Annotated in this window: 15 protein-coding genes and 1 pseudogene; 11 read left to right on the forward strand and 5 right to left on the reverse strand. The window is 71.5% G+C overall.

Annotated features, from left to right (window positions below; genetic code table 11):
• Together GJ634_RS10385 and truA are read left to right on the forward strand one after the other, a co-directional pair.
• Nucleotides 1-775, forward strand: a 775-nt coding sequence (locus GJ634_RS10385) for an ATP phosphoribosyltransferase regulatory subunit (protein WP_197425484.1), incomplete at its 5' end; no start/stop codon positions are given.
• The gene (truA, locus tag GJ634_RS10390; RefSeq protein WP_157502730.1) at nucleotides 776-1,570 is read left to right on the forward strand and encodes a tRNA pseudouridine(38-40) synthase TruA; all 795 of its coding nucleotides are present in this window, start codon (nucleotides 776-778) and stop codon (nucleotides 1,568-1,570) included.
• On the opposite strand, the gene GJ634_RS10395 is transcribed toward truA, so the two are convergent.
• A complete protein-coding gene (locus tag GJ634_RS10395) occupies nucleotides 1,567-2,889 on the reverse strand; it encodes a M28 family metallopeptidase (protein ID WP_157502732.1) in 1,323 nt (440 codons plus the stop codon). The genes truA and GJ634_RS10395 overlap by 4 nt on opposite strands.
• A 103-nt stretch (nucleotides 2,890-2,992) precedes the next feature.
• Between GJ634_RS10395 and pepF the strand changes: the two genes are divergently transcribed.
• The 3 genes and pseudogenes from pepF (at nucleotide 2,993) to GJ634_RS10410 (ending at nucleotide 6,641) form a co-directional block, all read left to right on the forward strand.
• Nucleotides 2,993-4,783: an oligoendopeptidase F gene (gene pepF, locus GJ634_RS10400; protein ID WP_157502734.1), complete on the forward strand. Its 1,791-nt coding sequence runs from the start codon at nucleotides 2,993-2,995 to the stop codon at nucleotides 4,781-4,783.
• Nucleotides 4,784-4,891: 108 nt separating this feature from the next.
• On the forward strand, nucleotides 4,892-6,124 hold the full coding sequence (locus GJ634_RS10405) for a proteasome-activating nucleotidase (protein ID WP_157502735.1): 1,233 nt from the start codon (nucleotides 4,892-4,894) through the stop codon (nucleotides 6,122-6,124).
• Between the two features lie 44 nt (nucleotides 6,125-6,168).
• Nucleotides 6,169-6,641: pseudogene (locus tag GJ634_RS10410) on the forward strand (pyruvoyl-dependent arginine decarboxylase).
• Between the two features lie 243 nt (nucleotides 6,642-6,884).
• On the opposite strand, the gene GJ634_RS10415 reads toward GJ634_RS10410, so the two are convergent.
• On the reverse strand, nucleotides 6,885-7,100 hold the full coding sequence (locus tag GJ634_RS10415; RefSeq protein WP_157502736.1) for a hypothetical protein: 216 nt from the start codon (nucleotides 7,098-7,100) through the stop codon (nucleotides 6,885-6,887).
• Here GJ634_RS10415 and GJ634_RS16120 point away from each other — a divergent pair.
• From GJ634_RS16120 to GJ634_RS10430, 4 genes are all read left to right on the forward strand, one after another.
• Nucleotides 7,083-7,595 (forward strand): hypothetical protein, encoded by a 513-nt coding sequence (locus GJ634_RS16120; protein WP_231737017.1) that lies wholly within the window; start codon nucleotides 7,083-7,085, stop codon nucleotides 7,593-7,595. The genes GJ634_RS10415 and GJ634_RS16120 overlap by 18 nt on opposite strands.
• 2 nt (nucleotides 7,596-7,597) lie before the next feature.
• Nucleotides 7,598-8,515: an ABC transporter substrate-binding protein gene (locus GJ634_RS10420; RefSeq protein WP_331714106.1), complete on the forward strand. Its 918-nt coding sequence runs from the start codon at nucleotides 7,598-7,600 to the stop codon at nucleotides 8,513-8,515.
• Between the two features lies 1 nt (nucleotide 8,516).
• Nucleotides 8,517-9,359 carry a phosphatase PAP2 family protein gene (locus tag GJ634_RS10425; protein WP_197425485.1) on the forward strand — a complete coding sequence of 281 codons (843 nt, stop codon included), beginning with the start codon at nucleotides 8,517-8,519 and terminating at the stop codon, nucleotides 9,357-9,359.
• Nucleotides 9,360-9,426: 67 nt separating this feature from the next.
• Complete coding sequence (locus GJ634_RS10430) at nucleotides 9,427-9,798, forward strand: DUF5811 family protein (protein ID WP_157502738.1); 372 nt, start codon at nucleotides 9,427-9,429, stop codon at nucleotides 9,796-9,798.
• Nucleotides 9,799-9,846: 48 nt separating this feature from the next.
• On the opposite strand, the gene infB is transcribed toward GJ634_RS10430, so the two are convergent.
• Nucleotides 9,847-11,649, reverse strand: a complete 1,803-nt coding sequence (gene infB / locus GJ634_RS10435; RefSeq protein ID WP_157502739.1) for a translation initiation factor IF-2 — start codon at nucleotides 11,647-11,649, stop codon at nucleotides 9,847-9,849.
• A gap of 142 nt (nucleotides 11,650-11,791) precedes the next feature.
• On the opposite strand from infB, the gene GJ634_RS10440 reads away from it, so the two are divergent.
• Entirely contained in the window at nucleotides 11,792-12,034 is a 243-nt protein-coding gene (locus GJ634_RS10440) for a PRC-barrel domain-containing protein (protein WP_157502740.1), read from the forward strand.
• A complete protein-coding gene (locus GJ634_RS10445; protein WP_331714107.1) occupies nucleotides 12,034-12,492 on the forward strand; it encodes an NOB1 family endonuclease in 459 nt (152 codons plus the stop codon). Before GJ634_RS10440 ends, GJ634_RS10445 begins: the two co-directional genes overlap by 1 nt.
• Here the strand turns inward: GJ634_RS10445 and GJ634_RS10450 are convergent.
• Complete coding sequence (locus GJ634_RS10450) at nucleotides 12,489-12,650, reverse strand: ribbon-helix-helix protein, CopG family (RefSeq protein WP_157502741.1); 162 nt, start codon at nucleotides 12,648-12,650, stop codon at nucleotides 12,489-12,491. The two genes, GJ634_RS10445 and GJ634_RS10450, sit on opposite strands and share 4 nt — an antisense overlap.
• A 65-nt stretch (nucleotides 12,651-12,715) precedes the next feature.
• Nucleotides 12,716-13,717, reverse strand: a 1,002-nt coding sequence (locus GJ634_RS10455; protein ID WP_157502742.1) for a CPBP family intramembrane glutamic endopeptidase, incomplete at its 5' end; no start/stop codon positions are given.

Here is a 13,717-nt window from a genome sequence, read left to right on the forward strand (position 1 = left end):
CGACGTGGACACCGAGGACGCCATCCGCGTCGTGGACAAGCGCGCGAAAATCGAGCGCGCCGAGTACCTCGACGGCCTCGCCGACGCCGGCCTCACGTACGACCAGGCCGAGCGCTTCGACGACCTGCTGGCGGGCGACGACCTCGACGCGCTCGTCGAGTTCGCGGGCACCGAGCGCGTCGCGGACGCCGTCCGGAACCTCCGGAACGTCCTCGAGGCCGCGGAGAACCTCGGCGTCCGGGAGTACTGCGACGTCTCGCTGACGACGGCCCGCGGGCTCGACTACTACACGGGCGTCGTCTTCGAGTGCTTCGACGCCACCGGCGACGTCGGCCGCTCGGTGTTCGGCGGCGGCCGCTACGACGACCTCATCGAGGAGTTCGGCGGCCAGCCGACGCCCGCGGTCGGCGTCGCGGCCGGCCACGCCACCCTCAACCTCCTGCTGGAGAACGCCGGCGTGGCCCCCGAGGGCGACCTCTCGACGGACTACTACGTCCTCCAGGTCGGGGACACGGAGGAAGAGGCGGCCCGCGTCGCCGGCGACCTCCGCGACCGCGGCCACGTCGTCGAGACCGACGTCGCCGACCGGAGCTTCGGCGCGCAGATGAACTACGCCGACAGCATCGGCGCCGAGACGGTCGTCATCGTCGGCGAGCAGGACCTCGCGAACGGCGAGGTCACCGTCAAGGACATGGAGAGCGGCGACCAGACCACAGCTCCGTTCGAGGACTTCCCCGGCGACCGGGACCGCCCGACGCTCGCCGACTTCCAGTAGATGCCCCGCCGCGCGTTCCGCGTCGCCTACGACGGCCGGCCGTACCACGGCTTCCAGCGCCAGCCCGACGTCACCACCGTCGAGGGAGAGCTGTTCGGCGCGCTCCGCCGCCTCGACGTCTTCGACGGCGAGAAGCCGGACGGGTACGCCGCCGCCGGCCGCACCGACGCGGGCGTCTCCGCTCGCGCGCAGACTATCGCGTTCGACGCGCCCGAGTGGCTCACGCCGCCGGCGCTGAACGGCGAACTCTCCGGGCCGCTGCTCGCGTGGGCGACCGCGGACGCGCCCGCGGAGTTCCACGCGACCCACGACGCGCACTGGCGGGCGTACCGCTACTTCTGGCTCGCTGACGCGGCGGACGACCGGCGGGCGCGCCGCGCGCTCGACCGCTTGCTCGGCGAGCACGACTTCCACAACCTCACGCCCGACGACGAGAACACCGTCCGGGAGCTCGCTGGCGGTATCGAGCGCGAGGGGGACTTCATCGTGGTGACGCTGCGCGCGAGCGGGTTCTGCCGCGAACTCGTGCGTCGGGTCGTCGCGCTCGTCCGCGAGGTCGCGGGCGGCGCGGGCTTCGACCGAATCGACCGCCTGCTCGCCGCCGAACCAGTCGAGGGGCCGGCGGGCGTGACGCCCGCGGTGCCCGGCCCGCTCGTCCTCGACGACGTGGCCTACGACCTCGAGTTCGAAGTCGACGAGGCGGCCGCGGCGGCGACGCGGGAGATGTTCGCAGAATTGCGCGAGGGCCGCCGCGCGAGAGCGCGCGCCGCCGGCCACGTGGCGGACGCCATCTAGTCCCAGTCGGCCGGCCAGACGTCCGCGGCCTCCATCCCGGGCCGCATCCCCGCGTCGGCGAGCGTCTCGCGGAGTTCGTCGTCCTCCGGACGCGGAACCGTTCGCCGGGTGAGGGTCTGGACGAGGAGCGCGGCGAGCGCGCCGTGTTCGCGGAGGTTCCGGGAGTCGGCCTTGTCCCGGGTGTCCGCGGGCGTGTGGCCCCAGCCGCGGCCGCGCTCGGGCGTGACGCTGTGCAGTTGGACCGCGGGGACGCCGCGCCGGAGGAACGGCCAGTGGTCGCTGTACGGGTGCAGCGTCTCCTCGACCTCGATGGGGCGGTTCGCGCGTTCGCTCACGTCCTCGAGGACGCCCGCGAACGCGTCGGTGCCGTGCGTGAACGCGCGCAGCGTCCGGTAGCGGCCCGCGCCGTCGACGTTCACCACCGCGCGCACGGCGTCGAGGTCGACGGCGTCCGCGAGCGCGGCGGAGCCGAGCAGGCCGACTTCCTCGGCGCCGACGGTCGCCACGCGGACCCGGCAGTCGAGGTCGAGGTCGGCGAGCACGCGCGCCGCGGCGACCAGCGTCGCCACCCCGCAGCCGTTGTCGAGGGCGCCCTCCGCGACGTCGTGGGCGTCGTGGTGCGCGAGGGCGAGCACCTCCTCGTCGGTGTCGGGGCCGAGGACGGCGTGGGCGTTCGTCCCGGTTCCCCGTTCCGTGCTGGCGTCGACCGCGAACGCGACGCGGCCGCCGCGGTCGGCGTACTCGCGGAGCCACGCGCCCGTCTCCTTCGAGACGCCGGCGGCCGGAATCTCGCCCTCGCGCCCGAACCGGAGCGCCCCGGTCGGCGGCAGCTGGCCGTCCCTGTGGTTGTAGAAGACGAACCCCGCGGCGGTGCCGTCGACCGCGTAGCCGTACTTCTCCATGCGGTGGACGAGCCGCCCGCCGGCGGGGCTGTCCGTCGACGCGAGCACGACCGCACCCTCGGCGTCCACCTCGGCGAAGTCGCCCTCGGTGCCGTGGCCGGCGTCGACGAGCGGCGCGTCCGCAATTTCCCCCGCCGGCGAGTACGGGAGGGCGAACGCGGGGAACTCGCGCTCGACGGGGTCGGTGACGGCCAGCGAGCAGTCGCCGCGCGTCCACACCGGGAGGGCGAACGTCTCGACGCGGGCGTCGCGGGCGCCGGCGTCGAGGAACGCCCGGCCCGCCAGCTCCGCGGCCGCGGCTTCGCCCTCGTGGCCGGCCAGCCGGTCGTCGCCCTCCGTCAGCGCGGTCAGGACCCGCCACGGGGTGTCGTCGCGCCACGCCCGCCCGAGCGCGGCGTCGGCTGCGTCCTCTGTCATGTGGGTCCGTTCGTGCCCGAACGGCAAAAACGCGGGCCTCGTTCGCGGGCGAGGGCTCCGCCGTTCATCAACGTTTAACCGCCCTGCACCGAACGTTTGGGCCATGAGCAGCGTTCCCGAACGCAGCGAGCTGTCCGAGGAACACACGTGGGACCTCGAGAGCATCTACGCGACCGACGACGACTGGGAGGCCGCCTACGAGGACGTCGCCGACCGCCTCGAGGACCTCGAAGCCTACGAGGGGCGGCTCACGGAGTCCGGCGAGACCCTCCTCGAGGCCCTCCAGCTCCGCGACGAGATCCACCGCGAGGCCGAGAAGGTGTCCGCGTACGCCCGCATGCGCTCGGACGAGGACACCCGCGACCAGCAGTATCAGGCGCTCCGGGCGCGGGCCTCGAGCCTGATGGCCGACGTCTCCAGCGCGAGCTCCTTCTTCGACCCCGAACTGCAGGACTGCACGCGCGAGGAACTGCAGGCGCTCGTCGAGGACGAGCCCGAACTGGAGACCTACGAGCACTACTTCGACGACGTGCTGCGGATGAAGCCGCACACGCGCTCCGCGGAGGTCGAGGAGCTGCTGAGCGACCTCGGCGAGGTGCTGGGTGCGCCCAGCGACGCGTACAACATGCTGACGGACGCGGACCTCGAGTTCCCGACCGTCGAGGACCCCGACGGGGAGGCCGTCGAGATCTCGCAGGCGAACTTCACGAAGCTCCTGAAGGAGCCCGACCGGGAGTTCCGGCAGACCGTCCACGAGTCGTTCTACGAGACGATGAGCGACGTCCGGAACACCATCGGCGCGACGATGAAGAACCAGGTCAAGAAGGACGTGAAGCTCGCGGAGGCGCGGAACTACGACACCGCCCGGGAGGCCGCCCTCGACGGAGCGAACATCCCCACCGAGGTGTACGACAACCTCGTGGAGACCGTCGACGACAACCTCGACAAGCTCCACCGCCACGCCGACCTCAAGCGGCAGGCGCTCGGCGTCGACGACCTCCAGATGTGGGACCTCTACATGCCCATCGTGGACTCCGAGAGCCCCGAAGTTCCCTACGAGGAGGCCAAAGAACACGTCGTCGAGGCGGTGGCGCCGCTCGGCGAGGACTACCAGAACCGCGTCGCGGAGGGCCTCGACTCCCGGTGGGTGGACGTCTACGAGAACCGCGGGAAGCGCTCGGGCGCGTACTCCGGCGGCACCTACGACACCCAGCCGTTCATCCTGATGAACTACCAGGACGACATCTCCTCGATGTTCACGCTCGCCCACGAGCTCGGACACAGCCTCCACAGCCAGTACACCAGCGAGGCCCAACCGTACGTCTACGCGGACTACGAGATCTTCGTGGCGGAGGTCGCCTCCACGGTCAACGAGGCGCTGCTCGTCAACCACCTCCTCGAGACGGTCGAGGACGACCGGTTCCGCAAGCACATCCTCAACGAGTACCTCGAGCGGTTCCGGTCGACGCTGTACCGCCAGACGCTGTTCGCGGACGTCGAACACCGCCTGCACTCGCTGGCGGAGGACGGCGAGGCGCTCACGCCGGACCGCGTCGACGAGGTGTACGGCGAGCGCAAGGCGGCCTACTACGAGAACGCGGTCGTCGACGACCACATCCGCCGCGAGTGGATGCGCATCCCGCACTTCTACTACAACTTCTACGTCTTCCAGTACGCCACCGGCATCTCGGCGGCCGTCGCGCTCGTCCAGGACATCCTCGAGGAGGGGCAGCCCGCCGCCGACCGGTACCTGGACTTCCTGCAGCGGGGCTCCAGCGAGTACCCGCTGGAGCTGCTGCGGGCCGCCGGCGTGGACATGTCCACCAGCGACCCCATCGAGCGCGCGCTCGACGTCTACGACCAGCGTCTGGAGGAAGCCGAACGCCTGCTCTGACGCTCACAGTCGGCGTCTCCGGACTGCGAGCGTCTGACGCCCGACCGCCGGTAGGCGTTCCGCCTACCCAAAGGAACTTCTACGCGCGGCCCCTACGACCGGCAACGAATGTCGCGTAGTCCTTCACTACCTGACCGGCCGACGCTCGACGTCGACCCCGAGTCGTCGCCGGAAGAACACCTCGACGCGCTCCAGGACCACTACCGGGAGATTCTCGACGTCCACGAGCAGCTCCAGGACCAGCTGGAGGACGTCGAGTCGCGTCGCGAAGAGCTCCGCGAGGAGGTCGACCGCCTCCAGCGGGAGAACGAGACGCTGAAGACCGCGTCGCTGTACCTCGCCACGGTCGAAGACCTGCCGGAGGACGACAGCGCCGTCATCAAGCAGCACGGCAACAACCAGGAGGTCCTCACCGAGCTGTCCCCGCGGCTCGCGGACGAACTGGAAGTGGGGGACCGCGTCGCCATCAACGACTCGTTCAGCGTGCAGCGCGTCCTCGACGACGAGACGGACGCCCGCGCGCAGGCGATGGAGGTCGACGAGTCGCCGACCGTCGAGTACGAGGACATCGGCGGTCTCGACGACCAGCTCCGGGAGGTCCGGGAGGCCGTCGAGGACCCCCTCGTCAACCCCGAGAAGTTCGAGAAGGTCGGCGTCGAGCCGCCGAGCGGCGTGCTCCTCCACGGCCCGCCCGGGACGGGGAAGACGATGCTCGCGAAGGCCGTCGCGAACCAGACCGACGCCACGTTCATCAAGATGGCCGGCAGCGAGCTCGTCCGGAAGTTCATCGGCGAGGGGTCGCGGCTCGTCCGGGACCTCTTCGAGCTCGCCGACCAGAAGGAGCCCGCCATCATCTTCATCGACGAGATCGACGCCGTCGCCGCCGAGCGCACGGACTCGAAGACCTCCGGCGACGCCGAGGTCCAGCGGACGATGATGCAGCTGCTCTCGGAGATGGACGGCTTCGACGAGCGCGGCGACGTCCGCATCATCGCCGCGACCAACCGCTTCGACATGCTCGACTCGGCGATTCTCCGGCCGGGCCGCTTCGACCGCCTCATCGAGGTGCCCAACCCCACCGAGGAGGCCCGCGAGCGCATCCTCGAGATCCACGCGGGCGACATGAACGTCGCCGACGACGTGGAGTTCTCGGAGCTCGCGCGGGAGACCGACGGCTTCTCCGGCGCGCAGCTCGCGAGCCTCGCCACCGAGGCGGGGATGTTCGCCATCCGGGACGACCGCGACGTGGTCCGCCGCGAGGACTTCGACGCCGCCTACGAGAAGCTCGTCGCGGAGGGCGAGGAGGAGGTCGGCCCGAGCTACCCGAGCTACATCCGGTAGCCCGGACTGGAACGCTCTTGTGTGGCGCGCTCTGAGGTGTCGCTATGACCATCAGAGTCGTCTGGGGGACGGGGACGGCCCCGACGGAGATGGCGGCCTACGACGCCGCGCTCGCGGACGCCGGCGTCCACAACTACAACCTCGTCACGGTCTCGTCCGTGATTCCCGCGGACGCCGACGTCGAGGTGGCGGGCACCGCGCCCGACCTCGGTCCCGCCGGCAACCGCCTGACGGTCGTGGAAGCGCACGCCAACGCCGCCGGCCCGCGCCACGTGAGCGCGCGCTCGCGTGGGCGAAGAGCGACGCGGGCCCGGGGCTGTTCTACGAGGTCGCCGGCGACACCGACGCCGCCGACGTCGAAGCCCGCGTGCGCGCCGGCATCGAGGCGGGCATGGACCTCCGTGACTGGTCGTTCGACGACGCGACGGTGCGCGCGACCAGCACGGGCGCCGACGCCGGCGAGTACGCCGCCGCCGTCGTCGTCGCGGCGTTCGGCGACAGCGAACCGATTCTGTGACCGCGCCCGGACTCCCGAACACATAAGGCGTGCTACGGCTTACCGCTACGACTAGGACACCGACCGACCGCCCTCTCGGCCTGCCACCCGCGGCGCGCGACTGCCGACGCTCGGGCGACGCGTCGACCGCCGCCACACTGCCCGTGTGGCCGTCTCCGACATGAACTCGACACTCCACTCCCGACGGTCGTTTCTCGCCGCAGCGAGTGCGACCGCCGCGACGCTGGCGGGCTGCAGCGGCACTCAGTACCGCGACCGGTACAGCCCGGGCGAGCGCGTCTCCCTCACGGTGAACGCGCCGCCCGCGGACGACGACCGCGCGGCGACGACGGTCGGCCGCCGGCTCACCGACCGGCTGAACGCGGTCGCGTCGACGCCTCCTTCGAGCCGAAGGCCCAGTCCCAGCTGTTCCTCGACGCCCTCATCAACCACGACTTCGACGTGTTCGTCGGGAGACACCCCCACCTCAGCCACCCGGACACGCTGTACCCGCTGTTGCACTCGACGTTCGCGCCGGAGTCCGGCTGGCAGAACCCGTTCGGAATCGCCAGCCCGAAACTCGACGAGACGCTCGCGGCGATGCGCACGGACGGCCCGGCGGACGCGCTCGGGGACGTCCTCGAGGCGTACGCCGAACGCGTCCCCTTCACCGTGGTCGCCGTGCCGGAGTTCCTCACCGCGCGCCGGACCGACCTCGCGTCGGCGCGGGGACGACGACCGAGCGCCCGCTCTCGCTGCTCGGCCAGCTCGCGGCCGTCGACCTCGACCGGCCGCTGCGCGCGGGCATCTTCTCGGCGGAGGTCACAGAGAACCGCAACCCGGTCGCGGGGGAGTTCCGGTGGAACCGCCAGCTCCTCGGGCTGCTGTACGACCCGCTGGCGCGGCCCGCCCGCGACGGCGACTCGCTGCTCCCGTGGGCGGCCGCGTCCTGGGCGTTCGACGGCGACGACCTGATCGTGACGCTCCGCGCCGACCAGCGGTTCCACGACGGCACCCCGGTGACCGCGGCCGACGTCGCGTTCACGATGGCGTTCCTCTCGGACACGTCGATGGGCGCGGCGCCCTCGCCCGTGCCGGCGACGCGGTACCGCGGCCGGACGTCGCTGGTCGCGTCCGCGAGCGCGGTCGACCGGCGGACCGTCCGCCTCTCGCTGACCGAGGACGCCCACGAGCGGACCGCCGAGCGCGTGCTCACGCTGCCCGTCCTCCCCGCCACCGAGTGGCGCGACCGGACCGACCTCGTCGACGACCGCGTCACCCACGCGCTCGTCTGGGAGAACCGCCAGCCCGTCGGTAGCGGCCCGCTCGCCTTCGAGAGCGCGACCGAACGCGAGTCCGTGACGCTGACGCCGTACGAGGACCACTTCCTCGCGACCGCCGACGACCCCGACCTCGAACCGTACGCCGCCGCGCTGGACGGCGAGGGCGTCGTCGCGCGGTACGCGCCCTCCGGCGAGGACGCCGTCGCCGCGCTCGCGGACGGCCGCCTCGACACGACCGTCCACCAGTTCCCGGTGAACGCCTTCGACCGCGCCGGCGAAGCGGCGGGCGTCGAGCCGGCGACCGCGCCGCCCTCGGAGCTCTGCGTCGTCGGCTACAACGTCCGGCGCGCGCCGCTGTCGGACTTCCGGTTCCGACAGGTGCTCGCGCGCCTCCACGACCGCGAGCACGCCGCGGCGTCGGTGTTCGCCGGCTACGCGGCCGCGAGCGACGCGCCCGTCCTCCCGGGCTGGGACGTCGACGGCGTCGACCCGAACGAGCGCCTCCTCGGGCCGTTCCCCGGGAGCGACGGCGACCTCGACGCCGAGCGCGCCCGCGAACTGTTCCGCGACGCCGGCTACACCTACGACGACGGCGGGAACCTCCACCGCTGACATGGTCCTGCTGGAGACCTTCCTCACGCTGGCGGCGTACGTGCTCGCGATGCTCGCCGTCGGCGTCGCCATCGAAGTCGGGCCGCGGCGGTTCGCCGCGGCGGTCGGCGACGCCAGACGCCGGCTCGTCGGTGTGGCGCCGTACGTGCTGCCGCTGCTGGTCGTGCTCGGGATGCGCCGGCTCGCGCTCACGGTCGGCCCGGAGCTGTCGTGGTACCTGCAGTGGAACGTCAGCGGGCTCATCTACTCGCTGGAGGGCGCGACCATCGCGACCATCCAGTCGCTGGCGACGCCCGCGGTGACGGAGTACTTCGTGTTCGTCTACCTCTACGGCTACGTCTTCCTGCTCGTGTTCCCCGTCCTCGCGTACTTCGCGCTGGAGCGCAGCGAGCGCCTCGCGGAGCTGCTCGCGGCGTACGGCCTGAACTACGGCCTCGGGCTGGTCTGTTACGTGCTGTTCGTCTCCTACGGCCCGCGGAACGTCATCCCCGGGCTCGCGGACTCCCTGCTGTTCACCACCCACCCGACCGCCCAGCACCTCACGGCGGAGGTGAACCTCCCGACGAACGTCTTCCCGTCGCTGCACACGTCGCTGTCCGTGACCGTGGCGCTGTTCGCGTGGCGCACCCGCCGCGAGTACCCCGGCTGGCTCGTCGTCGCGGGGCTGCTCGCGGCCAGCGTCGCCGTCGCGACGATGTACCTCGGCATCCACTGGGTGACCGACGTCGTCGGCGGGTTCGCGCTCGCGGGCGTCGCCTACTGGGGCGCCGTCCGCGCCGTCGAGCGCTACGGCTGCTGGCAGACGCTCCCGCCGTGGCTCGCGGACCTCCCGTCGCGGCGCTGACCCGGACCGCGTGCGAGAACTTCCCACAGTAAAAAGCCTTTACGTGGGAACCCCCTACTAGCAGCGAATGCACGGGAACACGCCGTACAGTGGTGCCGAGCCGTCGGAGCCCGCCCCGGACCTCACGGGGACCCAGCGGCGCGCGCTCCAGGACAGCATCTCCCAGATCGCCGCCCGCACGCGGGACTTCCTGCCCGACGAGTACGTCGTCGGCTCCGAGATCAGCTCGGGGTCGAACGGCGTCCAGGTCACCGTCGCCGTCCGGCCGCCCGCCGGCAACCCCGTCAGCGCCGGATTCACCCCGGAGTTCGACGGCGTCGCCGACGACGACCTCATCCCCGACGACGACCGCGAGGAGGTCGCGCGCGGCCTCGCCGCCAGCGCCGCGCTCCAGGTCAAGCGCGCGCTCGGCGACGACGTCCCGCAGACCGCGCGGTAGTCGCGACCGCTTCTCTCCCGTAGGCCAGTCGACGATTGCCGAGCGGCGCTACTTCCCCCAGAACGGGTCGCGCTTGCGCTGAATCTCGAGGTACTGCTTGAGCGCCTCGCGTTCGTCCGCGGGAATCTCGTCGGTGAGCTCCTGTTCGAGGACTTTCGCGTGCTTCTCGGGGAGGTCGACCCAGAGCTCGTCGCCCTCCTCGATGTCGCGGCCGACGGTGGGGCCGTCGATGGAGACGCTGACGCGGTTGCCCGCGCGCGCCTCGTCGACGTCCTCGCCCTGCTCCTGGATGCCCTTCACGACGCCGACGCGCTCCAGCTCGTTGCCCTCGATGAGCCCGACCGGCGTGTTGCGCTTGAGCGTCCCGGAGACCACTTCGACGCCGACGACCGCGGGGTCGTTCTGGCGGAACACGTGGTCCTGGAGGATGCGGAAGCGCGCGGGCCGGACGATGTTCTCGAAGATGGCCTCCTGCTGGGCGCGCTCGCGCTCCTCGACGAACTCCTCGTAGTCCTCGACGAGCTGGTAGATGACGTCGCTGTCGAAGATGCGGACGTCCTCCTCATCGGCCTTCCGCTCGGCGTCGTCGAGGACGTCGACGTTGAACCCGAGGATGGTGCGGTGTTTGTCGTCGTCGGCGGTCGTCGCCATCGCCACGTCCCGGGGCGCGATGTCGCCGACCTCCGCGGACATCACGGGAATCTCGGCTTCCGCCATGGCGTTCGCGAGCGCTTCGAGGCTGCCGAGGGTGTCCGCCTTCGCGACGACGCCCTCCTCCGCGGTCTCGACGGCGACCTCCGCGAGTTCGGCTTCGACCTCCTCGACGACCGCGTCGACGTCGCGGTCGCCGACCACGCGGACCGGCGCGCCCGCCATCGCGTCGTCGAGGTCGGGCGCCGCGATCTTCAGGCCCGCCGCCGCCTGCATCGACTCCACGTCGTCGAAGCGCTTCTCCGTGCGAATCTCGGCGAGCTCGCGGGGCTTCAGGAGCGCGCGCACCTCCGTGACGATGGTGTCGTCGGTGCCGCCGACGACGATCTCGTCGCCCTGCCGTATGGTGCCGTCGTAGAGAATCACGTCCAGCGTCGTCCCGAACCCGCGCTCGTCCTTGACCTCGAGGACGGTGCCGGCGCCGGGGCCGTCGATGTTCACCTCCATCTCGGACTTCATGTACCGCTGGGCGAGCCCCATCAGCACCGTGAGGAGGTCGGGGACGCCCTCGCCGGTCTCCGCGGAGACCGGGATGACGCCGATGTTCGACTGGAAGTCCTGCACGCGCCAGTAGAGGTCCGAGGAGAACCCCGCGCCCGAGAGCTCGCCGATGAGCTCGTAGAGGGCTTCGTCGAGCTGGCTGCGCACGCGGTCGGACTGGTTCTCGTAGGTCTGCTGGACGGGCGCGTCCTCCGTGGGGTTCCAGCCGGGGATGGTGTCGATCTTGTTCGCGGCGACGACGAACGGCGTCCCCGTGTCCTTCAGGATGCGGATGGCTTCCTCGGTCTGGGGCTGGAAGCCGTCGTTGACGTCGACGACGAGGATGGCGATGTCGGCGAGCGCGCCGCCCCGCGAGCGCAGCGTCGAGAACGAGTGGTGGCCGGGCGTGTCGATGAACAGCAGCCCGGGGAGGTCGAACTCCGTCGGGTCGACGAGGCTGCCCGCGACCTCGCTGACGACGTCCAGCGGCACGGCCGTCGCGCCGATGTGCTGGGTGATGGCGCCGGCCTCCCCCTCGATGACCGCGGAGCCGCGAATCTTGTCCAGCAAGCTGGTCTTCCCGTGGTCGACGTGGCCGAGGACCGCGACGATGGGCGTCCGCAGCTCCCCGGGGTCTTCGGTGGTGTCTGCGTCGGACATAGTAGAATCCTCCGAGAGAACGGTTGTTGGGCGAACAGAGCGGGCGGTGGCGTATAATTCCATCGTCACGACCGCGGCGACGTGCGTCGCGCGTCCGACGACCCCGCGGGGTTTATGTGATTCCCAGCCGAGATTCCCGGGTATGGCCGACATCCTCGCCGAGAACCTCTCCGGGAAGGCCGTGATGGGGTCGGACGGCACGGAACTGGGCATGCTGTACAACATCACGATGGACCTCAAGAGCGGGAAACTCGAGGACCTCCTCGTGGAGCCCCTCGAGGACTCGAACGTCACCGTCGACTTCCCCACCGACGAGGAGGGCCACTACCGGGTGCCCGTCGGGCGCGTGCAGGCGGTCAAGGACTACATCGTCGTGCAGCGATAGTGAAGGTCCTCGACGCCTCCGCGTTCATCCACGACTACGACCCGGGCGGCGAGACCGCCTCGATTCCCGCCGTCCGGGAGGAGCTGGAGGACGCTGCGGCGTACCGCTACGACGCGATGGCGGGCGGCGGCATGCAGGTGCAGGTGCCGGGCGACGCCGCGCTCGCCGCCGCCCGCGACGCCGCGCGCACGACCGGCGACCTCGACGTCCTCTCCGAGACGGACCTCCGACTGCTCGCGGCGGCGTACGAACTCGACGGCACTGTCGTCACGGACGACTACGCGGTCCAGAACGCGGCCGACGAACTCGGCGTCGGCGTCGACGTCATCGAACAGGACGGCATCAGCGAGCGCCGCGACTGGCGCTTCCAGTGTCAGGGCTGCGGGCGGGAGTTCGACGAGTCGAAGGAGCGGTGCCCGGTCTGCGGCAGCGACCTCGCGCGCAAGAACCCCCGTTAGTCGCCCTGCTCGGGCGCCCCGCGCTCGTCGACGGCTTCGAGCCCGTTCTCGATGAGCTGGCGCAGCACTTCCTGCTCGGAGAGCCCGTACTCCCGCGCCAGCTCCTCGACGTCGGCGGCGAGGGAGTCACCGCAGACGACGGAGTACTTCCGCGGCATGTCATAGTATTCGGTAGCACGCCCCGTAATACTTAGTCAGCCCGGCGTCAGACGGGCGGCCGCCGTCACGCGACCGTGACGTAGAGCGCCGCGAACTGGACGGCGTCGTAGGTGCCGTGGACGACGACCGGCGCGAACAGGTCGTCGGTGCGCTCGTAGGCGGCGCCGAGCACCAGCGAGACGACGAACAGCCGCGCGAGCGTCACGAGCACCGCGCCCGGCGTCGCGCCCGTGCCGGCGTACGCGAGGACGTGCGCACCGGTGAACACGAGACAGCCGACGACGACCGCGCCGCGCCGCGAGTACGCGCCGTAGAGGTACTTCTGGACGCCGTTGCGCGCGAGCAGCTCCTCGCCCGGGCCGACCGCGAGGTACGAGAGGACGACCAGCGCGGGCAGAATCTCGGGGTGGTCGCGAGCGGTCTCGACGAGCGTGTGGCTGGTCTGCGGGAGGTCGAAGAAGAGGACGAGGCCGACGAGCGCGTAGTGGACGGCGAAGATGGCGACGACGCCGACGCCCGCGACTTTCAGGTCTCGCCGCGAGGGTTTCGCGACGTCGAGGCCGCCGTCGTACCACTTCACGAACGCGACGCCGGCGAGCCCGTAGCCGAGGCTCGCGACCGCGGTGTTGACGGTGACGGTCGCGAGCGGCGTCTCGGGGACGAACCCGACGGCGACGGTGGCGAGCAGCGACCCGAACACGAGCGCCGCGAGTGAGACGCCGCCGCCGACGAGGAGGCGGCGCTCGCGGGCGCGGACCTCCTCGGCGGTCAGGCCCGCGTGCGCCGCCACGCTCGCGCCGACGGTGCCCAGTCCAGCCAGTAACGCGACCGTGGGGCCCCGCGGCAGCCCACTTGTGGCGGCGTTCACGCCGACGGCCGCGGCGAGCGCGAGGCCTGCGCCGGCGACGCCCGCGAGGACGTCGAGTTCGGGGCGGTCGACGCCGTGGCGGCGCGCGGCGAAACGCGGCGACCGCGAGCACCGCGAAACCCGGTGGCGGCGCGCGCGGCGAGCGCGCCGCCCGGCCAGTCGAGGAAACGAGGCGGCGAGCCCGACGCCCGCGACGAA

Source organism: Halobacterium sp. CBA1126, from assembly GCF_009741975.1.
GTDB lineage: Archaea > Halobacteriota > Halobacteria > Halobacteriales > Halobacteriaceae > Halobacterium.